Consider the following 24,734-nt stretch of genomic DNA (forward strand, 5'->3'; position numbering starts at 1 on the left):
GGCGTGGTTCTTGCTCGGTTCCTGCCTGGTAGCGCAAAGGCCCCATTCACCGACAGGAGGGACGAGACATGATCGAAACGGACAAGGTGGTGCTGCTGCTCGCCGAGCAGGCCGACCAGCTATGGCGCCTGGAGCAGCTGTTGCTGGACCGCGGCTACGCGGTGCTCAGCGCGGGCGACACGGAGCAGGCGCTGGAACATCTGTCGTCCTCCGTGGTGATCGACCTGATGCTGGTGGACGAGCCCTTCGCCGGGCCGCACACCGGCCCGGCGCTGATCCAGTCGTCGCTGCCGCTGCGCCCGCTGACGCGGGTGCTGGTGCTGACCCAGGACCCGCAGCGCTCGGCCACCCACGGCCGCTCCTACCCCGTGCTGCTCAAGCCGGTGGGCCTGGACGAACTGGGCCTGGCCATCGACGTGGCGCTGCACAGCCCGCCCGTGCAGCCGTGGCTGTGAAGAAGGAGCAGGGCATGCCGGCAGCCTTGAACGAAGCCGAACGCCGCGCGCTGCTGGCGCTGCCCGACTACCACCGGCGCGCCTGCCGCGGCGAACGGGCCTGAGCCGGCGATTGCCTGCAATCATCTTTGCAAAGGAGGACACCCATGGGTAGCAAACCCCTGTACCTGGTCAGCTACATCCTCGACGATCAACCCACCACCCTGGAACTGCACCGCGACGATGACCTCGATGCCGAAGAGGCGCTGGACTTCCTGCAGGGGCTGCACGGCCCCGCCGCGCGCATCAGCGACGTGCAGGTGAGCCGCGTCAAGCGCAGCCAGGAGCGCGACACCACCCCGGGGCACTACCGCCAGCCCTGAGGCCCTCAGGCCAGGCGCCGCAACGTCAGCAGCACCGCGGCGATGCGTTCCACCTGGCGGTAGGCGGGCACTTCCAGCTCTTCGCCGAACACGTCCGGGTCCAGTTCCTCGTAGCGCCATTCCCAGCCGGGGCGGGCCGCCAGCAGCCGGCTCGCCTGGCGCCACAGCGGCGCCTCGCCGTCGATGACCGCGGCGCCCGTGTAGAGCAGCAGGCTGCCGCCGGGCGCCAGGCGGCCGAGGGCGCTTTCGAGGATGCGCAACGACAGCTCCGCGCCCTGGGAGCCGCCGCCATGGCGGTAGGTGCGCTGGGCCGCGTCGAGCATGTAGGGCGGGTTGGCGACCATCAGGTCGAAGTCGCCGGCCAGGCCCTCCAGCAGGTCGCTGCGGCGCACCTGCAGCTGCGGCGCCTCGGCCAGCAGCGCGTTGACGCGGGTGAAGGCCAGGGCGTGGGGGTTGATGTCCACCGCATGCACCTCCGCCCGCGGGCAGGCGCCGGCGAGGAGGATGGCGCCGGGCCCGGCGCCGCAGCCGATGTCCACCGCGCGATGGATATCGCGGCTGTCCAGCGTGCGCAGGTGCTGGGCGATGGCGCGGGCGAAACGGTAGGTGTCGGGGCCGAAGAACACCGCCTCGGCCGCCTCGGTGGGGTAGGCCGAATGGGCGAACAACTGGTCCTCCAGGCTCGACCAGCGCACCTTGCTGCGCCAGTGGCGGCCGTCCCACTGCAACAGGTCGGCGGCCGCCAGCAGGGAGAACAGCGAGCGCTCGAGCAGGTCCTCGGCGAAGGGCCGGCTCCAGCCGAAGACGTCGCGCAGGTCGCGGGCCTGGGCGTTTTCCTCGCGGGCATTGACCCGCGCGTGGGTGGCCGGGCTCACGGTGACGAAGGCGTAGCCTTCCCGCCGCAGGCGCCGCCCCAGCGCCAGCAGTGCCTCCAGGCGTGGCGGCAGCGGCGTCATGGCGCCACCCCCAGGTCCTGGCTGAACAGGCGGGTGGCCAGCAGCCCCAGCGGCGTCCAGTGGTGTTGCGGGGCCAGCAGCGGCAGCAGGTGCTGGCGGCGCTGGTGCGGCGCCAGCTGGGCCAGTTCGCGGCGCAGCCGGCACTCCTCTGCATCGAGATCGGCCGGCGCCGCTTCCAGCGCCACCGGTCGCGGCGCGCGCCGGGCAGGGGCGGGCGACCAGCTGCCGGCGATCCAGTCGTGCAGCAACTGCTGCTCGTAGCCATCGAAGACGCCGAACATGGCCGCGTCGGGGCCGCTGACCAGGCGCCAGAAGCGGCTGTGCGCCGGGTCGGCGTTGCGCAGTATCCAGCCCTCCTGCTGCAGCGCCCGCAGCAGCGCGGCCACGCCCCAGGGCGCGGCCAGCCACTGGTTCAGGGTGCGGCCCTGGATGCGCGTGCGGTCGCTGTGCAGGTGGCGGGCGAAGGGCTGCTTGCGTTCCAGCATGGCCAGCAGCTCGCGGTCGAGGTCGAAGCCGTCGATCACCTGGGTGCTGGACAGACCGACGTCGTTCAGCCCCATGCCGGCCCGCACCCGGGCGAGGAAGGCCCGGCGCCGCGGTTTGTCCGGCAGGTGGTTGTAGAGCGCCTGCAGGGCCCGGCGGGCGTGGCCGCAGCTGGCGTTGTCGATGGTCACGTGGAGGCGGAAGTAGGTGGCGTCGATGCCCAGCTCCTGCAGCTCCCAGGTGGTCACCAGCAGGTGCAGCGGCGGCAGCTCGTAGCCCAGGTTGTAGCCGATCAGCTCGGGCAGGCGCTGCCCGGCCAGGCAGCCCAGCGCCAGTTGTACCGCGCCCTGCACGTAGTGCTCGGCGGACAGCTCGGCCGCGCCGGCGCAGCCCAGGCTTTCCAGCAGGTGGCGGTAGATCAGCACGTGGTTGCTGGCGGCCACGCCGCGGCCGAGTTCCTCCAGGTAGGTATGCAGCAGGGGCAGCAGGCGGGCGTCGCCGGCATGGCCCAGCACGCCATACAGCCAGGCGCCGTCCACCAGCTTGGTGGGGGCCACGCCGCGCAGGAAGTGCAGCGCGTGGGCGCGGTTGCGGAAGTAGCGCCGCGGCGCGCCGGCATGCCGCTCGGCCAGGTACCGGGCATAGTCCCGCGCGGTGCGGGCGGCCCGCGCGTCCAGCCACTGCGGCCAGGCCGCCGGGGTGTCGGGCAGGTCGACGGGCAGCTCGGCCGCCTGGCGCAGCTGCCGGTCGAGGAAGGTTTCGGCCGCCGTCAGGTGCTCCAGGGGCGCATGGAGCAGCGCCGTGTGCAGCGAACGGGCATCGACCGCCTCTTCGCGGGGCGGAGTGCAGGGCAGGTTCATGGGGCGGCTCCTCTGGCGATGGCTCCTGAACATTGCGAGTGGCGCCGGCGGCGAAGGTTTCAACGATCGGCACCAGCGGCTGCGCGTGGGAAAAACGGAACCCCGGACGGGGCCGCGGCGTCGATCCTGTAACCCTTCCGGCAGGGATCCCCATGGTCGCGACGCCCGCCCACCCACCGGCCCGCTTCGGCATCGAGGAAGAGGCCTTCCTCGTCGACGGCGCCAGCCTCGACCTGGCCCGGCAGGTCCCGCCCGAATGGGTGCAGGCCTGCCGCCGGGCGCTGGGCAACTGCTTCGCCGAGGAAATGTTCCAGTGCCAGGCGGAACTGGTCAGCCCGGTGTTCCGCGACCTGGGTGAGGCCGCCACCTTCCTCGCCCGCGGCCGCGCACAGCTGAGCGAGCTGGCCCGGGCCAACGGCCTGCGTAGCCTGGTGGTGGGCGCGCACCCGTTCAGCCGCCTCGCCGACGCCGCGCCCAGCGAGCCGGCGCATTACCGCGCCCTGTTCGAGGACTACGTGCAGCCGGCCCGTAACAGCCTGCTGTGCGGCCTGCACGTGCATGTGGAAGTGCCGCCGGGGCCGGACCGGGTGGCGCTGCTGAACCGGGTGCTGCCCTGGGCGCCGCTGCTGCTGGCGCTGAGCTGCTCGTCGCCGTTCTGGCAGGGCCGCCACACCGGGCTGGCGAGCTACCGCCGGGCGCTGTCCGGGCAGTGGCCGCGCATGGACATCCCGCCCTGGTTCGACGACGAGCCGGCCTACCAGGCCTACCTGAAACTGCTCCATACCCGGGGCCTGATGCGCGAGCCGGGCCACGCCTGGTGGTTCGTCCGGCCCTCGGCACGCTACCCGACCCTGGAACTGCGCATCAGCGACGCCTGCCCGCGCCTGGCCGATGCGCTGTGCATCGCCGGGCTGTTCCGCGCGCTGCTTACCCAGGCCATGGCCGATGCCGACGCAGAGGAGCCGCACCGGCTGCGGGCGCTGCTGGCGGAGAACTACTGGCAGGCCCAGCGCCACGGTTGCCGGGCGCGCTTTCTGCTGGCCGATGGGGATTGCGTGGACCTGGCGCGGTGGCTGGAACTGGCCTGGGCGCAGTGTGGGACAGCGGCGCGTGCCGGCAACGAATGGGCCTATGCCCACGCTTGCCGGCTGGCCCGTGAGGGTGGCAGCGCGGTGCGGCAGGTTCGCAGTTTTCGCCGCCACCTGGCGCGCGGGTGCGATGTGGATGAGGCGTTGCGGGAGGTGGTGGTTGAGTTGCTGGAAGAGAACAGCCAGGCGCCGGTGGGGCTGGAGTAGCCGGTGAGCCCGATCGCGGACGGAGTCCGCTCGGTTCCAGGCAAGCACGGGCGTAGGAGCGGACTCTGTCCGCGATTTGCCGGATAACGCCGTAGGAATTCGCGAGGGTAGCCCGACTCTGTCGGGCCCTTATGGCGGGGCAAGCCTTTTGGGTTCCTTTTTGCGGGGGGCCTTCCACCGTTTGACAAAAGGGACTCGCCCGAGCCCAACCCACTTCCACCCCCACCATTCGTCGCCCCAATGGCTCCCCCAGCCCCCCCGCGACTCACCAGAGAGTCCAGCCCAGCGACCCATGCCCCCAGGAGCCCCCATGTCCACCCATATCATCCACTTCACCGGCCCGATCAACTCCTCCACCTGCGGCAACCTCATCAGCACCTGCACCCGCGCCCTGCAGCAGGGCGCCAGCCACCTGCAGCTGAACATCGCCACCATGGGCGGCGACTGCAGCTACGGCTTCACCCTCTACAACTACCTGCTCTCGCTGCCGGTGCAGGTGGACACCCACAACCTCGGCACAGTCGAATCCATGGGCAACGTCCTGTTCCTCGCCGGCCAGGTGCGCACCGCGTGCCTGTACAGCAAGTTCCTGTTCCATCCCTTCCACTGGTCGCTGCACGGCGCGGTGGACCATGCGCGCATGGCGGAATACGCCATGAGCCTGGACTACGACCTGAAGCTCTACGCCGACATCGTCGACGAGCGCACCCGGGGCGCGGCGGAGCGCCTGGACATTCCCAGCTACCTGATGGCCTATCCGCGCATCCTCGGGGCGCAGGAAGCCATAGCCTGCGGGCTGATCGAGCGGGTGGACGCCATGCCCATCGCCGGCTCCACCTGCCAGTGGACGGTGCACGCCTGACGCCCGGGCAGATTCTTCGAACCCTGGCGGCGACGGACTTTCCACACAGGTGAGTCCACCCTTGAGGAGAACAGCGATGAAAGTCAGCGAAGTCATGAGCCGCGAAGTCCGCACCATCGACCCGGCCACCACCCTGCAGGAGGCGGCGCTGCTGATGCGCCAGGCGGACATCGGCGCCCTGATCGTCGGCGAGGGCGAGCGCATGACCGGCGTGGTCACCGACCGCGACCTGGTGGTGCGCGGCCTGGCCGATGGCCTGGACGGGCGCACGGCGGTCAGCGAGGTGATGAGTCCCGGCGTCTGCTACTGCTTCGACGACGAGGAGCTGGACCACGTGGCCAAGAACATGGGGCAGATCGAGAAGCGCCGCCTGGCGGTGGTGAACCGGCAGAAACGCCTGGTGGGCGTGGTGTCCCTGGCCAACGTCGCCAGCTGCAATGCCGACAAGCTGGGCGCCAACCTGCTGCGGGCGGTGGCGCGGCCGCATTGAGCGCAGGTCCCGCCGCCGGCGCATGCCGGCGGCGGGGCAGGGGGGTTACCAGCGCGGGTTGCGCTCGGCCAGTGCGCGCAGGCGCTCGCCGGCTACCACTATCTTGCGTGGCCGGTGCCGGTAGTTGCCGGGGACGAAGGTGCGCAGCTCGATACGCTTGAGGAACCAGTCGACGTTGTCCGGCTGCAGCGGACCCGACTCGGTGATCAGGTCGCGGCGGATGCGCTCCACCAGGTTGTTCAGCAGGACGTCGTTTTCCTGCTCTTCCTTGTGCAGCACGCGCAGGGCGATGCGCTCGCCGTTGGCGTCGTGCAGGTCCATCAGCACCGAGCCGTCGGGGCGGTAGGAGAATTGCGGGGCATAGGCGCGGAACTGGTTCTGCAGGTATTCGATGGCGGCGTTGGAAATGGCAGGCATGACGTATTCCCTGTGTGTTGGTTGGGTAGCCGATGACTTTGCAGCGATCGTTCCGCCCTTGTCGCTATTTCTAAATGACTGTTTTTGCTGGTTTTTTATCCTGATAGATGGCCCTTTGATGCTTGCGTATTGCAAAGCCTCGACAGCGCTCGGCGCCTTACTGCAAGCCCGGATGCTGGCGAAGTGGTGTCGAGGCGCGCCGCGGCTGCGGCAGGCCCGCCGGCGGTTGGTACGGCGGTACCGATAACGCCCTGGGGCGCGTACCGCTCGTCGGGCCCGGCGCTTTTTGGGGCGACAAGAAAGCGACGCGCAGGTCCGCGGCCCGCGCTAAGTGGATGACCCGCGGAGCGCTTTCGCCGATCAGGCATTCTGCATGGCCAAAGGATGGCGTCCTGCCAGCCTTTTTTCGCTGGCGACCGGCGCTACCTTTTCCCGAAAGAGGGGCTTTTCCCGGGGAGGGTATCCGCATGACGCATTTCACTCGTGGCGAAATCGAAGCCTTGTTGCAGCACAACCATCCGGGGTTCCGCTTCAACTGCTGCCGCCAGCTCGATGGCTGCTACGCCATCAGCCTGCGCCACCCGTCGCAGGGCAGGGCGCCCACCACGGTGGTGGGCATCAGCGGCGAGGAACTCTGCACCGTCGAGCAGGTGGAAAGCCTGGGCCAGGAGCTGATCCGCACCTACGCCGCCGCCTGAGGCGCGGCGGCGTCGCCCGCGGGAAAAGCTGAACTCCCCGCTTGCGTCCGGCTCAACCGAGGTAGAGCTGACGCACGGAGGAGCCTGGAAATGAAACCCGATATCTGTGCCTGCCCCAACTGCATCTGCGAGCTGGACGCCGCCGCCGTGCGCGAGGGCGACCGCTATTTCTGCTGCCAGGCCTGCGCCCAGGGCCACCCCGAGGACCGCCAGTGCAAGGACCCCGAATGCCCCTGCGCCGACAGCGGCAGGCTGAAGAAGGCGCAGGAACGGCAACTGGACCACTCCCTGGAAGAAACCTTCCCCGCCAGCGACCCCATTTCCCCCTGAGGCCCATGCGCCGCGCGCGGCCCGTAGGTGGCCGGACAGGGCGGCGCTCAGCAAGAGGAGAAGGCCATGAGCGATGATCGCAAGCACAGCCAGCCGCAGGAAATCGACGACACCGAGGACCGCATGGGCTCGGTGCGCGAACTGGATTTCGAGGACGAGCGCGCCGAGGGCCGCATCGGCGACGAGCGTCCGCGACGCGAAGTGAATGAGGAGTTCCCGCCGCAGCGGGCTGCCGAGATGGGCATGACCGGCGGCGAGACCCTGGTCGATGGCGAGTACGAGGACCACGTGGACAGCGACGACCTGGCCCCGGAGACGCTGCTGGACGAAGGCACCGAGTCCGAACTCGAGCCCGCCGACGAAACCCCGGTGGACCGCGAACTGCGGGTGGTGGGCGAGGAGGAGATCGGCGGCGGCATCGGCCTGGACGAGGCCGAGCTGGGCCGCTCCGCGCCTTTGGACGGCAAGCCCTGGACCGACCAGGTGTCGCCGCCGGACACTGACGAGGAAGAACGCTGAAGCGGCCCGCCGCGGAGGAAACGCCCATGGCCAGTGATACGCCGAGCCTGGAGGAGTACGCCCGCCGCCGTGACTTCAGCGGCACGCCGGAGCCGCGCGGCGAGGCCCCCGGACACCAGGCCGGGGAACTGGAATTCGTCGTCCAGAAGCATGACGCCAGCCACCTGCACTACGACTTCCGCCTGGAACTCGATGGCGTGCTCAAGAGCTGGGCGGTGCCCAAGGGGCCCTGCCTGGACCCTTCGGTGAAGCGCCTGGCCATCGAGGTGGAGGACCACCCGCTGGAATACGCCGGCTTCGAGGGCCACATTCCCGAGGGCCATTACGGCGCCGGCGACGTCATCGTCTGGGACCGCGGCCGCTGGCAGCCCCTGGGCGACCCGCGGCAGGGTCTGGAGAACGGCCACCTGAAGTTCCGCCTGGAAGGCAGCAAGCTGCACGGCAGCTGGAACCTCATCCGCACCCGCATGGCCGGGCGCAAGCCACAGTGGTTCCTGGTCAAGGGGCGCGACGACCAGGCCCGCGACTTCCCCCGCCACGACATCCTCGCCGAGGCGCCGCAGAGCGTGCTCAGCGGGCGGACGCTGCCCGGCGAGGCGGCGCCGGCGCAAAAGCCGGCCGACCCGCCCAGGCGCGCCGCCGCGGCCAAGGCGCCGCGCCGCAAGGCCGCCAAGGCCGGCGCCATGCCCGAGCGCATCTCCCCGGAACTGGCCACGTTGCTGGATGCGCCCCCGGAGGGCGACTGGCGCTACGAGCTGAAGCTCGACGGCTACCGCATCCTGGCGCGGGTGGAAAAGGGCGAGGTGCGCCTGCAGACGCGCAACGGCCACGACTGGGCGGAGCGCCTGCCGGACATCTGCGCCGCGCTGCGTGCCCTGCCGCTGCAGTCCGCCTGGCTCGACGGCGAAATCCTGGTGGTGGACGAGGAGGGTCGCCCGGACTTCCAGCGCCTGCAGAACGCCTTCGACGTCGGCGCCAGCGACGAGGTGCGCTACACCCTGTTCGACCTGCTCTGGCTGGACGGCGAGGACCTGCGCCGGCAGCCCGTGGAGCAGCGCCGCGTCATGCTGGCCGGGTTGCTGAAGCACAATGCCAGCGACCGCCTGCGCTACTCGGAGGATTTCACCGACGACCCGCGCAGCATCCTCGACAGCGCCTGCCGCCTGGGCCTGGAAGGGCTGATCGGCAAGCGTGTCGGCAGCGCCTATGTCGAGCGCCGCTCCACCGACTGGATCAAGCTCAAGTGCAAGCGCCGCCAGGAATTCGTCATCCTCGGCCTGACCCCGCCCAAGGGCAGCCGCCGGCATTTCGGCGCGCTGCTGCTGGGCCTGCACGACGACCAGGGCGAGCTGCGCTACGCCGGCAAGGTGGGCACCGGCTTCGACGCCGCCACCCTCAAGCGGGTGCACGACAGCCTGCGCCCGCTGGCCAGCAAGACCTGCCCGCTGGCCTCGCCGCCGCGCGGCCAGGCCTTCCAGGGCGTGACCTGGCTGCGCCCCGAGCGGCTCTGCGAAGTGGTCTTCGCCGAAATGACCCGCGAGGGTCTGGTGCGCCACGCGGTGTTCCACGGCCTGCGCAACGACAAGCCCGCCGAGGCGATAGTCGAGGAACGCGCGAAGCCGGCGGCCGGGGAGGGCGCGCAGCCCGCGGCGAAACGTCCGCGCAAGGCGGCGAAGGACGACGCGAAGGTGGCCGGCGTGGCCATCACCCACCCCGAGCGGGTGATCGACGCCGCCAGCGGCCTGCGCAAGCTGGACCTGGCGCGCTACTACGAGAGGGCCGCCGAGCGCATGCTGCCCTGGCTCGGCGACCGCCCGGTGTCGCTGTTGCGTGCCCCGGACGGCGTCGGCGGCGAGGTGTTCTTCCAGCGCCACGCCTCGCGCAACGCCATGCCCGGCGTGGAACAGCTGGACCCGCGCCTGGACCCGGGCCACGCGCCGCTGCTGCGCATCGCCACCGCCAAGGCCCTGGCCGGCGCCGCGCAGATGGGCGTGGTCGAGCTGCACACCTGGAACGCCCGGGTGGACGACCTGGAGCACCCCGACCGCTTCGTCCTCGACCTAGACCCCGACCCCAGCCTGCCCTGGGCGCGGATGATCGAGGCGACCCGACTGACCCTCGCAGTGCTCGACGAACTGGGCCTGGCCTGCTTCCTCAAGACCAGCGGCGGGAAGGGCATGCACATCCTGGTGCCGCTGGAGCGCCGCCACGGCTGGGACGAGGTCAAGGACTTCGCCCACGCCATCACCCGCTACCTGGCCAGGCAGATGCCGGACCGCTTCAGCGCCGTATCCGGGCCGAAGAACCGCGTCGGGCGGATCTTCGTCGACTACCTGCGCAACAGCCGCGGCGCCAGCACCGTGTGCGCCTGGTCGGTCCGCGCCCGCGAAGGCCTGCCGGTGTCGGTGCCGGTGGCCGAGGGCGAGCTGGATGCGTTGCGCGGCGCCAATGCCTGGAACCTGGGCAACATCGACGAGCGCCTGGCGCTGAAGGGCAGGGACGATCCCTGGGCGAGCTGGGGCGAGACCCGGCAACGCCTGACGCGGCGGATGTGGCAGCAGTTGGGCGAGGAGCGCTGAGGCCGGCCTGCCGGCCGGATCGCGGACGAAGTCCGCTCCTACGTCCGCAAACACAATCCGTAGGATGGCGTTGAGCGAAGCGATACCCATCGCCACGACCGCATGGGTTTCGCAAGCTCAACCCATCCTACGAAAAGCGCCTCGGCACAAGACAGTTGCTCCTACGAAAAGCCGTGCTCGCCTGCAATGTAGGTCGGGCCCCAGGACGCACGGACGTAGGAGCGGACTTCGTCCGCGATCGCGCTCACCGGCGGCTCCTCACCTCAGGGTTCGCTAGGCCCCCAGGCAGGCGAATAGCCGCAGGGAAATGCGCGCGGCCGGCGGGCCGCTGGCGGGAAAAGCTGAACTCCGCCGCCCACGGCCGGCCGAACCCTGTGACCGGCGGGGCTGCGGCCCCGCGCCACGAAGCGGAGGAGACCTGTCATGAGCGACCAACCCTGCGCCTGCCCCGGCTGCCAGTGCAGCCTGGGCGCCGCCGCCGTGTTCGCCGACGGCCGCGCCTATTGCTGCCAGGCCTGCGCGGACGGCCATCCCGATGGCGAGAAGCACTGCCAGGACCCGCACTGCCATTGCGGCGAGACACTGCCGCCGCGCGGCTGACGGCCCGCGATACCGACCCACGCACCGGAGGACAGCCACCATGAGCGAGAAACTACCGCCCCAGCACCAGGACCAGCAGCCCGGCCGCGAGGAGATCATGCAGCCGCCGCCGGAGTTCGCCTCGGAAAGCTACCGCGCCGCCGGCAAGCTGGAGGGCAAGGTGGCGGTGGTCACCGGCGGCGACAGCGGCATCGGCCGCGCCGTGGCGCTGACCTTCGCCCGCGAGGGCGCCGACGTGATGCTGCTGTACCTGGAGGAAACCGAGGACGCGACCAAGACCTGCCAGTTGATCGAGGCCTGCGGCCAGCACTGCCTGGAACTGGCCGGCGACATCGCCGACGCCGGTTTCTGCGCCGAGGTGGCGCGGCGCCTGAAGGAACGCTGGGGCAGGCTGGACGTGCTGGTGAACAACGCCGGCGAACAGCACCCGGCCGACTCCCTCGAAGACATCAGCGAGGAACAGTGGGAGCGCACCTTCCGCACCAACATCTTCGGCATGTTCCAGCTGACCAAGGCGCTGCTGCCGCTGATGGGCGAGGGCGCGGCCATCGTCAACACCACCTCGATCACCGCCTACAAGGGCAACCCCAGGCTCATCGACTATTCCTCGACCAAGGGCGCCATCACTTCCTTCACCCGTTCCCTGGCGCTGAACCTGGTGCAGCGCGGCATCCGGGTGAACGCCGTGGCCCCGGGGCCGATCTGGACGCCGTTGATCCCCTCGACCTTCAGCGCCGAGGAGGTGGCGGAGTTCGGCAGCAACACCCCGATGGGGCGGCCTGGCCAGCCCGACGAACTAGCCCCGGCCTACGTCTACCTGGCCTGTTCCGACTCCTCGTACATGAGCGGCCAGGTGCTGCACGTCAACGGCGGAACCGTGGTCAACGGCTGAGACGCCCGGCCCCTGGCGCAATGCAGCTCCAGGGGCCAGGGATCAGGCCTTGCGCAAGGCCTCGATCAGCTCCTGCTTGCGCATGCTCGAGCGCCCGCGGATGTTCTGCCGGCGCGCGCGCTCCAGCAGCTCCTGCTTGTTCATCGCCTCCAGGCGCTGGCCGGGGCGCGGCACGCCGTGCTTGGTGGCCACCGCGCGGCGCGCCGAGGAACGCCGCGACTCGGCCTTGGCTCCCGGGCTCTTCTTCTGGCCCGAGCCGCCGGAGCGCTCGCCGCCGCCGGACTGCTTGTTGACGGTGGCCCAGGCCCGCGCTTCGGCCTCGTCCCTGGACACGCCACGCTCCTCGTAGCTTTCCTCGATATGTTCGGCCTTGCGCTTCTGCTTGTCGGTGTACTTGTCTTTGCTGCCTCGGGGCATCGCTCTTCTCCTTTCGCGGCCGCTTCACTGCGGGGTTCGTTCGGGAGAGGCCGCGGTGCCGGGCGGTGTTCAGCGATTCGGACGGACGGCCGCCCCGGGCGGGGAAAACACCTGAACTCTGGCCGGCGCACCGGGCCTAGATACACGAGGCGGCCGCCGGCGCCGCCGGTTTCCCACAGGCGAACCGCGGAGAACACGCCATGCAAGGCTCCAGCACCCCCGTGCCCGAACAGGTGGAGAACTTCAAGCAGGAAGTGCTGACGCGACTGCGCTACGACGTCGGCAAGGACGCCGCCGACGCCTACGCCCACGACTGGTTCGAGGCCGTGGCGCTGGCCGCGCGGCGCTACATCGTCGACGGCTGGGACGAGGCCAGCCGGAGCATCGACCGCGGCCAGCGCAAGCGCGTCTACTACCTGTCGCTGGAGTTCCTCATCGGCCGCCTGCTGATCGACAACCTGAGCAACCTCGGCCTGCTGGAGATCGCCCGCGAGGCGCTGCTGCAGCTGGGCGTGGAGCTGGAGCAGGTGCGCCTGGCCGAGCCCGACGCGGCCCTGGGCAACGGCGGCCTGGGCCGCCTGGCGGCGTGCTTCATGGAGAGCATGGCGACCCTCGACATCCCCGCCTACGGCTACGGCATCCGCTACGAGCACGGGCTGTTCCGCCAGAGCATCGCCGACGGCTGGCAGCAGGAGCAGCCGGAGACCTGGCTGGACTTCGGCAACCCCTGGGAGTTCGAGCGCCCGGAATGCAGCATCAGCATCGGCTTCGGCGGCAGCGTGTACGCCATCAACGGCAGCGACGGCAGCGCGCGGCAGCACTGGGAACCCATGGAGCGCCTGCGCGCGGTGGCCTACGACATGCCCATCGTCGGCTGGCGGCGGGCCGGGGTGAACACCCTGCGGCTGTGGCGCGCCCGTGGCGAGGAAACCCTCAAGCTCGACCGCTTCAACGCCGGCGACCACCTCGGCGCGGTGGCCGACACGGCGCGCGCCGAGAGCATCTCGCGGGTGCTCTACCCAGCGGACAGCACCGAGGCCGGCCAGGAGCTGCGCCTGCGCCAGGAATACTTCTTCGTCAGCGCCTCGCTGCAGGACCTGCTGCAGCGCCACCTGGACCATGGCCTGGCGCTGGCCAGCCTGCCGGCGCGGGTGGCCATCCAGCTCAACGACACCCACCCGGCCATCGCCGTGGCCGAGCTGATGCGCCTACTGCTGGACGACCACTACCTGCCGTGGGAACAGGCCTGGGGGCTGACCGTGGCGACGCTGTCCTACACCAACCACACGCTGCTGCCCGAGGCCCTGGAGTCCTGGCCGGTGGGGCTGATGGAGCGCATGCTGCCGCGGCACATGCAGATCATCTACCTGATCAACGCCTTCCACATCGACGCGCTGCGCGCCAAGGACATCCACGACTTCGCCCTGCTGCGCGCGGTGTCGCTGATCGAGGAGGACAACGGCCGGCGGGTGCGCATGGGCAACCTGGCGTTCCTCGGCTCGCACAGCGTCAACGGCGTATCCGCGCTGCACACCGAGCTGATGCGCGAGACGGTGTTCCGCGACCTGCACCGCCTGTACCCGGGGCGCATCAGCAACAAGACCAACGGCGTGACCTTCCGCCGCTGGCTGTTCCAGACCAACCCGGAGCTGACCGGGCTGCTCTGCGAGTTCCTCGGCCGCGAGCTGCTCGACGACCCCGAGATGCGCCTGCGCGCCCTGGAGGCCCACGCCGGCGACGCCGCTGTGCAGCGCGGCTTCGCCCAGCAGCGGCGGCACAACAAGGCGCGCCTGGCGCAGCGGGTGGAGGAGCGCCTGGGCATCCGCCTGGACGTCGAGGCGCTGTTCGACGTGCAGGTCAAGCGCATCCACGAGTACAAGCGCCAGTTGCTCAACCTGCTGCACGCCGTGGCGCTGTACCAGGACATCCGCAACGACCCGGCCGCCCCGCGGGTGCCGCGGGTGAAGATCTTCGCCGGCAAGGCCGCGCCCAGCTACCACCAGGCCAAGCTGATCATCAAACTGGCCAACGACGTCGCCCGCATCGTCAACGACGACCCGACCGTGCGCGGCCTGCTCAAGGTGGTGTTCATCCCCAACTACAACGTCAGCCTGGCCGAGGCCATCATCCCGGCGGCGGACCTGTCCGAGCAGATTTCCACCGCGGGCCTGGAGGCCTCGGGCACCAGCAACATGAAGTTCGCCTTGAACGGCGCGCTGACCATCGGCACCCTGGACGGCGCCAACGTCGAGATGTCCGAGCGCATCGGCCTGGAGAACCTGTTCATCTTCGGCCTCACCGCCCAGCAGGTGGAGGCGCGCAAGCACGCCGGCGAGCTGTCCATGGCCGGCGAGATCGCCGCCTCGCCGCGCCTGCAGGAGGCCCTGCAGGCCATCGGCTCGGGGGTGTTCTCGCCGGACGACGCCAACCGCTACGCGGCCCTGGTCGACGGGCTGCGCCATGACGACAGGTTCATGCTCTGCGCCGACTTCGAGGCCTACTGGCAGGCCCAGGAACGCGTCGAGGCGCTGTGGCGCGAGCCGGCGCGCTGGTGGCGGGCGGCGGTGCTGAACACCGCGCGGGTCGGCTGGTTCTCCTCCGACCGCACCATCCGCGAGTACGCCGAGGACATCTGGAAGGTGCCGCTGGGCGGCGCCTAGGGTCTACCAGAAGCCGCCGCCGTGGCGGCGCGCCAGGTAGTCCGGGCTGAGGCCGAAGCCGGTCTGGAAGAAGGCCTGCAGGCGGGTGTCCAGCACCATGCGGTTGAGCGAGGCCAGCGGGCCGACGATGCGCTCGGGGTCGCCGCGCCCGCCGTAGTGGTTCTCGTGCACCAGGCTGGCGCCCTGCGGCTCGGCGCGGATCAGGCAGTGGCAGTCCAGGCCCTCGCCGGGTCGGCGGGCGTGCAGGCCCAGTTCGGAGAGCCCGTCGGCGCCGCGGTGCAGGCCCACGTGGCAGAGCAGGCCGTGGGCGCGGGCGTACTCGCCGGCGGCGGCGAAGGCGGGCAGGGCCACCTCGGCCAGGGCCCGCTCGTAGGCCTGGGCGAAGTCGGTGTCGTCGCGGCTGTTCATGGCGCATTCCTTTGGTGTTCGACGCTTGCCGGGGTTGGACCGGCGCGGCGGGCGAATGCGCGGACGATCCGCCGGGCGGTCGTGCCGGGCTACCGCCGGGGAAATCGTTCAAACCATCGGCCGGCGCGGCAGTCTGCACCTGCAACAGCCCTTCGCGGAGAAGCCCATGGAAACCCTGTCGCGCATCGGCGCGGCGCTGCTGGCGGAATTTTCCGACCTGCGCGAGCTGGAACAGATCACCCGCGCCTGCTTCCGCCTGGCGCTCGCCGCGCTGCTCGGCGGCCTGCTGGGCTACGAGCGCGAGGCCCGGGGCAAGGCCGCCGGGTTGCGCACGCACATGCTGGTCACCCTGGGCGCCGCGCTCTTCGTCATGGCCATGAGCGAGGGCGGCGCCGGCGACGACGCCATCAGCCGGGTGATCCAGGGCATCGCCGCGGGCATCGGCTTCCTCTGCGCCGGCACCATCCTCAAGGGCGGCGCCGACACCGCGCGGGTGAAAGGGCTGACCACCGCGGCCGGGCTGTGGCTGAGCACCGCCATCGGCATCTGCGTGGGCCGCGGCCATTCCGCCACCGCGGTGCTTGGCACCCTGCTGGCGCTGCTGGTTCTGCACAGCCTGCCGCGCCTGTTCGAGCGGCCGCGGGCGCCGCGCAAGACTTCGGAGCAGCAGCATGTTCCGTGAATTCGACGGCAGCAGCGCCTGGACCGACGCCATGCGCAGCGGCGGCGCCTACGTCGGGCTGATCGAATACCAGCCCAAGCGCGAGGGCGCGGCGGTGCAGGTGCTCTGGGTGTTCGCCCCCGGCAGCCGCAACGAGGCCCAGGCCGAGGACGCGGCCCGGCGCATGCTGGCGCGCATCCGCGACATTTCGGCGGACGGCCGCGTCCGCTTCGACGACGGCATCTCACTGTAGGAGGCATGCATGGCGCGCATGATCTGGAAGGGCGCGATCAGTTTCGGCCTGGTGCACATTCCCGTGGGGCTCAACAGCGCCAGCCGCTCCGGCGGCACCGACTTCGACTGGCTGGACGCCCGCAGCCTGGAGCCGGTGGGCTACAAGCGGGTGAACAAGGTGACCGGCAAGGAGGTGCCCAAGGAGCAGATCGTCAAGGGCGTGGAATACGAGAAGGGCCGCTACGTGGTGCTCAGCGAGGCGGAAATCCGCGCGGCGCGCCCGCGGGCCACCCAGACCATCGACATCCTGCGCTTCGTCGAGCGCGGCGAGATTCCCTTGCCGTACTTCGACTCGCCCTACTACCTGAGCCCCGAGCGGCGCGGCGAGAAGGTCTACGTGCTGCTGCGCGAGACCCTCGCGCGCAGCGGCAAGGTCGCGGTGTGCCAGCTGGTGCTGCACAGCCGCCAGCACCTGGCGGCGCTGCTGGCCGACGGCGAGGCGCTGCTGCTGATGACGCTGCGCTGGCCGGGCGAGGTGCGCTCGGTGGACGAGCTGGACCTGGCGCTGGACGACATCGCCCTGGACAAGCGCGAGCGCGAGATGGCCGCGCGCCTGGTGGAGGACATGAGCGAGGCCTGGGACGACTCGGCCTTCAAGGACAGCTTCAGCGACGAGATCCACGCCCTGGTCGAGCAGAAGGCCGCCAAGGGCCAGCTGGAGGAAGTGCCCGGCGCCGAGGCCCCGGAAGCCGGGGAGGGCGCCGACATCATCGACCTCACCGACCTGCTGCGGCGCAGCCTGCGCGGCAACGCCAGGGGCGGCGGCAAGGCGGCCAAGGACAAGGCCGAAGCGGCGCCGGCGCCGCGCAAAAGCAGCGGCCGGCGGCGCGCCTCGCGCTGAGCCGGCCCGCCGGCGAAAAGTCTGAACTTGCCGGCGGGCCCGGCCTCGGAAAACATGGGGCCGCAGGTGGCGGCCGACGACGAACAGGCGATCGCCTGGCGAGGAGGGCGCAGCGATGAATTCGGACCTGCAGGGGCGCGCCAGCGCCGCGGCCAAGGCGCCGCGCATCGCCATCGAGGGCGTCGAGCCCCAGGTCGAGGGCGGGCGCTTCGCCGCCAAGGCCATCGCCGGCCAGGGCTGCCCGGTCAGTGCGCGCATCTTCATGGACGGCCACGAGCAACTGGGCGCCGAAGTGACCTGGCGCCTGGAGCCGGAAGAGGCCTGGCGCAGCCTGCCGCTGGCCTGGCAGGGCAACGACCTGTGGCGCGCCGAACTGCTGCCGCCCCACGAGGGCCGCATCCAGTTCGTGATCCAGGCCTGGCTGGACCGCTACGCCAGCTTCCGCCACGACCTGGAGAAGAAGTACGCCGCCGGCCAGGCCGTGGACCTGGAACTCAGCGAGGGCGAGCAGCTGCTGCGCGAGGCGCGGCAGGGCGCCCAGGGCGAACCGGCCGCGCAGCTCGACGCCCTGCTGGGCCGGCTCGCCGCCGAGCAGGCCCGCGACGGCCGCGTGGCCCTGCTGCTGGCGCCGGCCACCCTGGCGCTGATGCAACAGCTGGAGCCGCGCCTGCACCGCGTGCGCAGCCCGCTGCTGAGCCTGGAAGTGGAGCGGCCGCTGGCCGGCTTCGCCAGCTGGTACGAGCTGTTTCCGCGTTCGGAGGGCGCGCAGCCGGGTGTGCACGGGCGCTTCGAGGACGTGCGCCGGCGCCTGGCGGAAATCGCCGCCATGGGCTTCGACGTGCTGTATTTCCCGCCCATCCACCCCATCGGCCGCACCCACCGCAAGGGCCCGAACAACAGCCTGCGGGCCGGCCCGGACGACCCCGGCAGCCCCTACGCCATCGGCGCCGAGGAGGGCGGCCACGAGGCCGTGCACCCGCAGCTGGGCAGCCTGGAGGACTTCCGCGCGCTGGTGGCCGATGCCCGCGCCCACGGCCTGGAGGTGGCCCTGGACTTCGCCATCCAGTGCTCGCCGGACCACCCCTGGCTGCGCCGGCATCCCGGCTGGTTCAGCTGGCGCGCCGACGGCAGCATCCGCCATGCCGAGAACCCGCCGAAGAAGTACGAGGACATCGTCAACGTCGACTTCTACGCCGCCGACGCCGTGCCTTCGCTGTGGCTGGCGCTGCTGGAGGTGGTGCTGGGCTGGGTGGCCCAGGGCGTGACGCTGTTCCGCGTCGACAACCCGCACACCAAACCGCTGCCGTTCTGGGAATGGCTGATCGCCGAGGTGCGCCACCTGCACCCGGAAGTGATCTTCCTGGCCGAGGCCTTCACCCGCCCGGCGATGATGGCGCGCCTGGGCAAGCTCGGCTTCAGCCAGAGCTACACCTACTTCACCTGGCGCAACACCAAGCAGGAATTGCAGGAATACTTCGCCGAGCTGAACCAGCCGCCCTGGCGCGACTGCTACCGGCCCAACTTCTTCGTCAACACCCCGGACATCAACCCCTTCTTCCTGCAGCGCAGCGGGCGCGCCGGCTTTCTCATCCGCGCCGTGCTGGCGGCCACCGGCTCGGGGCTGTGGGGGATGTATTCGGGCTTCGAGCTGTGCGAGGCCGCGGCCATCCCCGGGCGCGAGGAATACGCCGACTCCGAGAAGTACCAGCTGCGCCAGCGCGACTACCGCGCGCCGGGCAACATCGTCGGCGAGATCACCCGGCTCAACCGCATCCGCCGCGAGAACCCGGCGCTGCACAGCCACCTCGGCTTCCAGGCCTACAACGCCTGGAACGACAACATCCTCTACTTCGGCAAGCGCACCGCGGACCTGGCCAACTTCGTGCTGGTCGCCGTGTGCCTGGACCCGGACAACGCCCAGGAGGCCGACTTCGAGCTGCCGCTGTGGGAGTTCGGCCTGGCGGACGACGCCGCCATGGGCGGCGAGGACCTGATGAACGGCCACCAGTGGACCTGGTACGGCAAACGCCAACGGATGCGCATCGAGCCCTGGCACCTTCCCTTCGGCATCTGGCGCCTGCACCCGCAGCGCCGCTAGGAGTTCGCCCATGGCCAGACGCCTGAGAAAGCCCCGTCCCTTCCTGCACGACCCGCTCTGGTACAAGGACGCGGTCATCTACCAGCTGCACGTGAAGTCCTTCTTCGATGCCAACAACGACGGCATCGGCGACTTCGCCGGGCTGATCGACAAGCTCGACTACATCGCCGACCTGGGGGTGAACACCCTCTGGCTGCTGCCGTTCTATCCCTCGCCGCGGCGCGACGACGGCTACGACATCGCCATGTACCGCGGCGTGCACAGCGACTACGGCAACCTGGCCGACGTGCGCCGCTTCATCGCCGCCGCCCATGTGCGCGGCCTGCGGGTGATCACCGAGCTTGTGATCAACCACACCTCCGACCAGCACCCCTGGTTCCAGCGCGCGCGGCGGGCGAAGAAGGGCTCGCGGGCGCGGGAGTGGTACGTGTGGTCCGACAGCGACGAGCGCTACGCCGACACCCGCATCATCTTCGTCGACAGCGAGACCTCCAACTGGACCTGGGACCCGCTGGCCGGGCAGTACTACTGGCATCGCTTCTACTCGCACCAGCCGGACCTGAACTTCGACAACCCGCAGGTGCTGCGCGCGGTGCTGGGGGTGATGCGCTTCTGGCTCGACCTGGGCGTGGACGGCCTGCGCCTGGACGCCATTCCCTACCTGATCGAGCGCGAGGGCACCAGCAGCGAGAACCTGCCGCAGACCCACGCGGTGCTCAAGCGCATCCGCGCCGAGCTGGACGCCCACTACCCCGACCGCATGCTGCTGGCCGAGGCCAACCAGTGGCCGGAGGACACCCGTCCGTACTTCGGCGGCATGGACGACGGCGGCCCCGGCGACGAATGCCACATGGCCTTCCACTTCCCGCTGATGCCGCGCATGTACATGGCCATCGCCCAGGAAGACCGCTTCCCCATCAGCGACATCCTGCGCCAGACCCCGGCCATCCCCGACAACTGCCAGTGGGCGGTCTTCCTGCGCAACCACGACGAGCTGACCCTGGAGATGGTCACCGACGACGAGCGCGACTACCTGTGGAACTACTACGCCGCCGATCGCCGGGCACGCATCAACCTGGGCATCCGCCGGCGCCTGGCGCCGCTGGTGGAGCGCGACCGGCGGCGCATCGAGCTGCTCAACAGCCTGCTGCTGTCGATGCCCGGCACGCCGACGCTGTACTACGGCGACGAGATCGGCATGGGCGACAACATCTACCTGGGCGACCGCGACGGCGTGCGCACCCCCATGCAGTGGTCGGTGGACCGCAACGGCGGCTTCTCCCGCGCCGACCCGGCGAGCCTGGTGCTGCCGCCCATCCTCGACCCGCTGTACGGCTACCAGAGCGTCAACGTCGAGACGCAGCTGCGCGACCCGCATTCGCTGCTCAACTGGACGCGGCGCATGCTCGCCGTGCGCAAGCAGCAGAAGGCCTTCGGCCGCGGCAGCATGACCCTGCTGTCGCCGAGCAACAGGCGCATCCTCGCCTACCTGCGGCAGTACCGCGGCGAGGACGGCGAGGACAGCCTGCTGTGCGTGGCCAACCTGTCCGGTGCGGCCCAGGCGGTGGAGCTGGAACTGGCCGAGTTCGACGGCCGCGTGCCGCTGGAAATGCTCGGCGGCGCGGCCTTCCCGCCGATCGGCCGGCTGACCTACCTGCTGACCCTGCCGCCCTACGGCTTCTACTGGTTCTACCTGGCCGACTCCCAGCGCATGCCCAGCTGGCACCGCCAGCCGGAAGAACGCCTGCCGGAGCTGCCGACCCTGGTGCTGGGCCAGCGCCTGGAGGAGATCATGGCCGGTGCCCCGCGCGAGCTGCTGGAGAGGGATTCGCTGCCGCGCTACCTGCCGCGCCGGCGCTGGTTCCCCCATGCCCGCGCGCAGGCCGGCAGCGTGCGCCTGCTCTACGCGCTGCCGCTGGAAGAGGGCGACGCCGCGCCGCTGCTGGCGGAGCTGGAATACCGTGACGGCGAGTTGCACGAGCGCTACCAGCTGCCGCTGGCCGCGGCGCCGGAAAAAAGCGCCAGCGGCTACGACCTGCCGCAGCAACTGGCCCTGGCCCGGCTGCGCCGCGGCCGCCGCGTCGGCCTGCTGACCGACGCCCTCAGCCTGCCGCGCTTCAGCCGCGTGGTGCTGCGCCTGCTGCGCGAGAACGCGACCCTGGCCGGCGCCGGCGGCGAGGTGCAGTTCCTGGCGCAACCCGGCCTGGCCGAGCTGGAACTGGCCGAGGACGTCCCGGTGCGGGTGCTGGCCGCGGACCAGTCGAACACCTCGGCGCTGGTCGGCGACGGCCTGCTGCTCAAGGTCCTGCGCCGCGTCTCGCCCGGCCTGCACCCGGAGGCGGAAATGGGCGCCTACCTGAGCCGCCACGGCTTCGCCAACGTCGCGCCGCTGCTGGGCGAGGTGCGCCGGGTGGACGAGCAGGGGCAGACGCACACCCTGATGCTGCTGCAGGGCTACCTGAGCAACCAGGGCGACGCCTGGACCTGGACGCAGAACAACCTCGAGCGGGCCATCCGCGAGGCCCTGGCCGCCGGCGCCGCGCAGACACCGGAATTCGATGCCCTGGAAGAGCTGCGCGGCTTCGCCGCCACCCTCGGCCGGCGCCTGGGCGAGATGCACCAGGTGCTGGCCAACGGCGTGGACGAGCCGGACTTCGCCCCGCGGCGCAGCGGCCCGGCCGATAGCCGGGCCTGGCAGGAGGGCGTCGGCGCCCAGGTCGAGCAGGCCCTGCGGGCGCTGGAAGACGCCCCCGGGCTGGACGAGCGCGGCCGCGCCCAGGCCGCGCGCCTGCTGGAGCTGCGCGACGACCTGCTGCTGACGCTGGGCAACCTGGCGCGGCTGGCCGAGGGCGGGCTGATGATCCGCGTGCACGGCGACCTGCACCTGGGCCAGGTGCTGGTGGTGCAGGAGGACGCCTACCTGATCGATTTCGAGGGCGAGCCCAACCGTTCGCTGGCCGAACGCCGGGCCCTGAACAGCCCGATGAAGGACGTGGCCGGGGTGCTGCGCTCCTTCGACTACGCCGCCGCCATGGCCGAGCGCAACCTGCAGAGCGCCGACGTCTCGGAGGAAGCGGTGCAGGTGCGCCGCGCCCTGGCCCAGCGCTACCGCGCGGATGCCCGCGACGCCTTCCTCGACGCCTACCGCCTGGCCGCCGCCGGGCTGCCCCACGAATGGCGCGGGCGCGAGGGGGAGGGCGCGGCCCTGGCGCTGTTCAGCCTGGAGAAGGCGGCCTACGAAGTGGTCTACGAGAGCGGCCACCGCCCCGACTGGGTCGCGGTGCCGCTGCTGGGAATGCTGGAACTGACGCTCCACCTGCTGGGAGGAAGGACATGACACAAGCGTCGCAAGACGACGAACGCAACCACCTGGAACGGCTGCAACGGGCCGAGCACGGCGACCCCTTCGCCTTCCTCGGTCCGCACCCGGAAGGCGCCGGCTGGCGCGTGCGCGCCTGGCTGCCGGGGGCCTTCGCCTGCGAGCTGCTGGGCCGCGAGGGCGAGTGCCTGGCGGCCATGCAGCAGCAGGACGCCAGCGGCCTGTTCAGCGCCCACCTGGATGCGCGCCAGGCCTACCTGCTGCGCATCCACTGGCCCGAGGGCGAACAGATCACCGAGGACCCGTACGCCTTCGGCCCGCTGCTGGGCGAGACCGACCTGTACCTGTTCGCCGAAGGCAACCACCGCCACCTGGGCCAGTGCTTCGGCGCCCAGGCCATGACCCTGGACGGCGTGGCCGGGGTGCGCTTCGCCGTATGGGCGCCCAACGCCCGGCGCGTGTCGGTGGTGGGCGACTTCAACGCCTGGGACGGGCGCCGCCACGCCATGCGCCTGCGCTACCCCAGCGGCGTGTGGGAGCTGTTCGTGCCGCGCCTGCAGCCGGGCGAGGTCTACAAGTACGAAATCCTCGGCCCCGGCGGCCTGCTGCCGCTCAAGGCCGACCCCGTGGCGCTGGCCACGGAACGGCCGCCGGCCACCGGCTCGCGGGTGGCCGACCCGGCGCCGTGGCACTGGCGGGACGAACGCTGGATGAGCGAGCGGCGCAGCCGCCAGGGCGCGGAAAGCCCGCTGGCGATCTACGAGTTGCACGCCGGCTCGTGGCAGACCCTCGACGGCCGCCCGCCGAGCTGGGACGAGCTGGCCGAGCGGCTGATCCCCTACCTGCAGGATATGGGCTTCACCCACGTCGAGCTGATGCCGATCATGGAGCACCCCTTCGGCGGCTCCTGGGGCTACCAGCCGCTGTCGCTGTTCGCCCCCACCGCGCGCTACGGCAGCCCGGCGCAGTTCGCCGCCTTCGTCGAACGCTGCCACCAGGCCGGGATCGGCGTCATCCTCGACTGGGTGCCGGCGCATTTCCCCACCGACGCGCACGGCCTCGGACAATTCGACGGCACAGCGCTGTACGAATACGCGCACCCTTTCGAGGGCTTCCACCCGGACTGGGACACCTACATCTACAACCTCGGCCGCACCGAGGTGCACGGCTTCCTGCTGGCCTCGGCGCTGCACTGGCTGCGCGAGTACCATGTCGACGGCCTGCGCGTCGACGCCGTGGCCTCGATGCTCTACCGCGACTACTCGCGCAAGGAAGGCGAGTGGATCCCCAACCGCCACGGCGGGCGCGAGAACCTGGAGGCCATCGAGTTCCTCCGCCACCTCAACGAGGTGGTCGCCGCCGAGGTGCCCGACGCCCTGGTGATCGCCGAGGAGTCCACCGCCTGGCCCGGCGTCAGCCGGCCGGTGGCCGAGGGCGGGCTGGGCTTCTCGCACAAGTGGAACATGGGCTGGATGCACGACACCCTGGCCTACATCCGCGAGGACCCGTTGTACCGCGGCTACCACCACCACCGCCTGACCTTCGGCCTGCTCTATGCCTTCACCGAGCGCTTCATCCTGCCCATCTCCCACGACGAGGTGGTGCACGGCAAGGGCTCGCTGCTGGGCAAGATGCCCGGCGACCGCTGGCGCCAGTTCGCCAACCTGCGCCTGTACCTGAGCCTGATGTGGACGCACCCGGGGCGCAAGCTGCTGTTCATGGGCTGCGAGTTCGGCCAGTGGCGCGAGTGGGACCACGACGACCAACTGGACTGGTATCTGCTGCGCTACGCCGAGCACCTGGGCGTGCAGACGCTGGTGCGCGACCTCAACCGCCTGTACCGCGAACTGCCGGCGCTGCACCAGCTGGACGACAGCGCCGAGGGCTTCCACTGGCTGATCGGCGACGACCAGCGCAACAGCGTCTATGCCTGGCTGCGCCTGGACCGCGAGCGCTCGCCGCTGCTGGTGGTGCACAACTTCACGCCGCTGCCGCGCGAAGGCTACCGGGTAGGGGTGCCGCTGCAGGGCGCCTGGCAGGTGCGGCTGAACTCCGACGGCGCCAGCTACGCCGGCTCCGATGCCGGCAGCCGCGAGCGCTGCGACAGCCTGCCGGAGCCGTCCCACGGCCAGCCGTACTCGCTGCTGCTGGACCTGCCGCCGCTGGGCAGCCTGGTCCTGGAGCCGGCGCCGGCCTTGCCGGCTTAATCGCGGATGAGATCCGCTCCTACGCTGCGCC

23 protein-coding genes are annotated in these 24,734 nt (G+C 70.8%); 18 read left to right on the forward strand and 5 right to left on the reverse strand.

The window, feature by feature from the left end:
• Positions 1-68 precede the first annotated feature (68 nt).
• A complete protein-coding gene (locus ACTWJ5_RS11960; protein ID WP_444438684.1) occupies positions 69-455 on the forward strand; it encodes a response regulator in 387 nt (128 codons plus the stop codon).
• Positions 456-601: 146 nt separating this feature from the next.
• Positions 602-817: a hypothetical protein gene (locus tag ACTWJ5_RS11965; protein ID WP_444438686.1), complete on the forward strand. Its 216-nt coding sequence runs from the start codon at positions 602-604 to the stop codon at positions 815-817.
• A gap of 5 nt (positions 818-822) precedes the next feature.
• Here the strand turns inward: ACTWJ5_RS11965 and ACTWJ5_RS11970 are convergent, their stop codons facing one another.
• Positions 823-1,773, reverse strand: coding sequence for a methyltransferase (locus ACTWJ5_RS11970; RefSeq protein ID WP_444438688.1), 951 nt, complete (start codon positions 1,771-1,773; stop codon positions 823-825).
• On the reverse strand, positions 1,770-3,116 hold the full coding sequence (locus ACTWJ5_RS11975; RefSeq protein WP_444438690.1) for an iron-containing redox enzyme family protein: 1,347 nt from the start codon (positions 3,114-3,116) through the stop codon (positions 1,770-1,772). Before ACTWJ5_RS11975 ends, ACTWJ5_RS11970 begins: the two co-directional genes overlap by 4 nt.
• Before the next feature lie 152 nt (positions 3,117-3,268).
• Here ACTWJ5_RS11975 and ACTWJ5_RS11980 point away from each other — a divergent pair, with 152 nt between their 5' ends.
• The 3 genes from ACTWJ5_RS11980 (at position 3,269) to ACTWJ5_RS11990 (ending at position 5,763) form a co-directional block, all read left to right on the forward strand.
• A complete protein-coding gene (locus tag ACTWJ5_RS11980; RefSeq protein WP_444438692.1) occupies positions 3,269-4,411 on the forward strand; it encodes a carboxylate-amine ligase in 1,143 nt (380 codons plus the stop codon).
• Positions 4,412-4,721: 310 nt separating this feature from the next.
• On the forward strand, positions 4,722-5,273 hold the full coding sequence (locus ACTWJ5_RS11985; RefSeq protein WP_444438694.1) for an ATP-dependent Clp protease proteolytic subunit: 552 nt from the start codon (positions 4,722-4,724) through the stop codon (positions 5,271-5,273).
• Positions 5,274-5,349: 76 nt separating this feature from the next.
• A complete protein-coding gene (locus ACTWJ5_RS11990) occupies positions 5,350-5,763 on the forward strand; it encodes a CBS domain-containing protein (protein WP_043266468.1) in 414 nt (137 codons plus the stop codon).
• A gap of 45 nt (positions 5,764-5,808) precedes the next feature.
• On the opposite strand, the gene ACTWJ5_RS11995 is transcribed toward ACTWJ5_RS11990, so the two are convergent.
• Positions 5,809-6,180, reverse strand: a complete 372-nt coding sequence (locus ACTWJ5_RS11995; protein WP_058072375.1) for a DUF3509 domain-containing protein — start codon at positions 6,178-6,180, stop codon at positions 5,809-5,811.
• 467 nt (positions 6,181-6,647) lie between these two features.
• On the opposite strand from ACTWJ5_RS11995, the gene ACTWJ5_RS12000 reads away from it, so the two are divergent.
• The 6 genes from ACTWJ5_RS12000 (at position 6,648) to ACTWJ5_RS12025 (ending at position 11,798) form a co-directional block, all read left to right on the forward strand.
• Entirely contained in the window at positions 6,648-6,878 is a 231-nt protein-coding gene (locus ACTWJ5_RS12000) for a hypothetical protein (RefSeq protein ID WP_444438697.1), read from the forward strand.
• A gap of 90 nt (positions 6,879-6,968) precedes the next feature.
• A complete protein-coding gene (locus tag ACTWJ5_RS12005; protein WP_043314121.1) occupies positions 6,969-7,208 on the forward strand; it encodes a metallothionein in 240 nt (79 codons plus the stop codon).
• 66 nt (positions 7,209-7,274) lie between these two features.
• The gene (locus ACTWJ5_RS12010; RefSeq protein ID WP_064582905.1) at positions 7,275-7,727 is read left to right on the forward strand and encodes a hypothetical protein; all 453 of its coding nucleotides are present in this window, start codon (positions 7,275-7,277) and stop codon (positions 7,725-7,727) included.
• Positions 7,728-7,753: 26 nt separating this feature from the next.
• Positions 7,754-10,306, forward strand: coding sequence for a DNA ligase D (gene ligD / locus ACTWJ5_RS12015; protein ID WP_444438698.1), 2,553 nt, complete (start codon positions 7,754-7,756; stop codon positions 10,304-10,306).
• A gap of 423 nt (positions 10,307-10,729) precedes the next feature.
• Positions 10,730-10,906: a metallothionein gene (locus ACTWJ5_RS12020; protein ID WP_009619813.1), complete on the forward strand. Its 177-nt coding sequence runs from the start codon at positions 10,730-10,732 to the stop codon at positions 10,904-10,906.
• Positions 10,907-10,946: 40 nt separating this feature from the next.
• On the forward strand, positions 10,947-11,798 hold the full coding sequence (locus tag ACTWJ5_RS12025) for an SDR family oxidoreductase (protein WP_444438700.1): 852 nt from the start codon (positions 10,947-10,949) through the stop codon (positions 11,796-11,798).
• A 42-nt stretch (positions 11,799-11,840) separates the two neighbouring features.
• Here the strand turns inward: ACTWJ5_RS12025 and ACTWJ5_RS12030 are convergent, their stop codons facing one another.
• The gene (locus ACTWJ5_RS12030; protein WP_109933737.1) at positions 11,841-12,215 is read right to left on the reverse strand and encodes a Rho termination factor N-terminal domain-containing protein; all 375 of its coding nucleotides are present in this window, start codon (positions 12,213-12,215) and stop codon (positions 11,841-11,843) included.
• A 200-nt stretch (positions 12,216-12,415) separates the two neighbouring features.
• Here ACTWJ5_RS12030 and ACTWJ5_RS12035 point away from each other — a divergent pair, with 200 nt between their 5' ends.
• Positions 12,416-14,875 carry a glycogen/starch/alpha-glucan phosphorylase gene (locus tag ACTWJ5_RS12035; RefSeq protein WP_444438702.1) on the forward strand — a complete coding sequence of 820 codons (2,460 nt, stop codon included), beginning with the start codon at positions 12,416-12,418 and terminating at the stop codon, positions 14,873-14,875.
• 3 nt (positions 14,876-14,878) lie between these two features.
• Here ACTWJ5_RS12035 and ACTWJ5_RS12040 read toward each other — a convergent pair whose 3' ends face one another.
• A complete protein-coding gene (locus ACTWJ5_RS12040; protein ID WP_444438704.1) occupies positions 14,879-15,283 on the reverse strand; it encodes a hypothetical protein in 405 nt (134 codons plus the stop codon).
• 166 nt (positions 15,284-15,449) lie between these two features.
• Between ACTWJ5_RS12040 and ACTWJ5_RS12045 the strand changes: the two genes are divergently transcribed.
• From ACTWJ5_RS12045 to glgB, 6 genes are all read left to right on the forward strand, one after another.
• Complete coding sequence (locus ACTWJ5_RS12045; RefSeq protein ID WP_444438705.1) at positions 15,450-15,965, forward strand: MgtC/SapB family protein; 516 nt, start codon at positions 15,450-15,452, stop codon at positions 15,963-15,965.
• Positions 15,955-16,197 (forward strand): hypothetical protein, encoded by a 243-nt coding sequence (locus tag ACTWJ5_RS12050; protein WP_444438707.1) that lies wholly within the window; start codon positions 15,955-15,957, stop codon positions 16,195-16,197. Before ACTWJ5_RS12045 ends, ACTWJ5_RS12050 begins: the two co-directional genes overlap by 11 nt.
• Positions 16,198-16,206: 9 nt before the next feature.
• A complete protein-coding gene (gene ku, locus ACTWJ5_RS12055) occupies positions 16,207-17,079 on the forward strand; it encodes a non-homologous end joining protein Ku (protein ID WP_444438709.1) in 873 nt (290 codons plus the stop codon).
• Positions 17,080-17,194: 115 nt separating this feature from the next.
• Positions 17,195-19,177 (forward strand): alpha-1,4-glucan--maltose-1-phosphate maltosyltransferase, encoded by a 1,983-nt coding sequence (locus ACTWJ5_RS12060; RefSeq protein ID WP_444438711.1) that lies wholly within the window; start codon positions 17,195-17,197, stop codon positions 19,175-19,177.
• A 10-nt stretch (positions 19,178-19,187) separates the two neighbouring features.
• On the forward strand, positions 19,188-22,514 hold the full coding sequence (treS, locus tag ACTWJ5_RS12065) for a maltose alpha-D-glucosyltransferase (RefSeq protein WP_444438713.1): 3,327 nt from the start codon (positions 19,188-19,190) through the stop codon (positions 22,512-22,514).
• Positions 22,511-24,703 carry a 1,4-alpha-glucan branching protein GlgB gene (gene glgB, locus ACTWJ5_RS12070; protein ID WP_444438715.1) on the forward strand — a complete coding sequence of 731 codons (2,193 nt, stop codon included), beginning with the start codon at positions 22,511-22,513 and terminating at the stop codon, positions 24,701-24,703. Before treS ends, glgB begins: the two co-directional genes overlap by 4 nt.
• Positions 24,704-24,734 lie beyond the last annotated feature (31 nt).

Source organism: Pseudomonas sp. A6, from assembly GCF_052367875.1.
GTDB classification, from domain to species: domain Bacteria; phylum Pseudomonadota; class Gammaproteobacteria; order Pseudomonadales; family Pseudomonadaceae; genus Pseudomonas; species Pseudomonas citronellolis.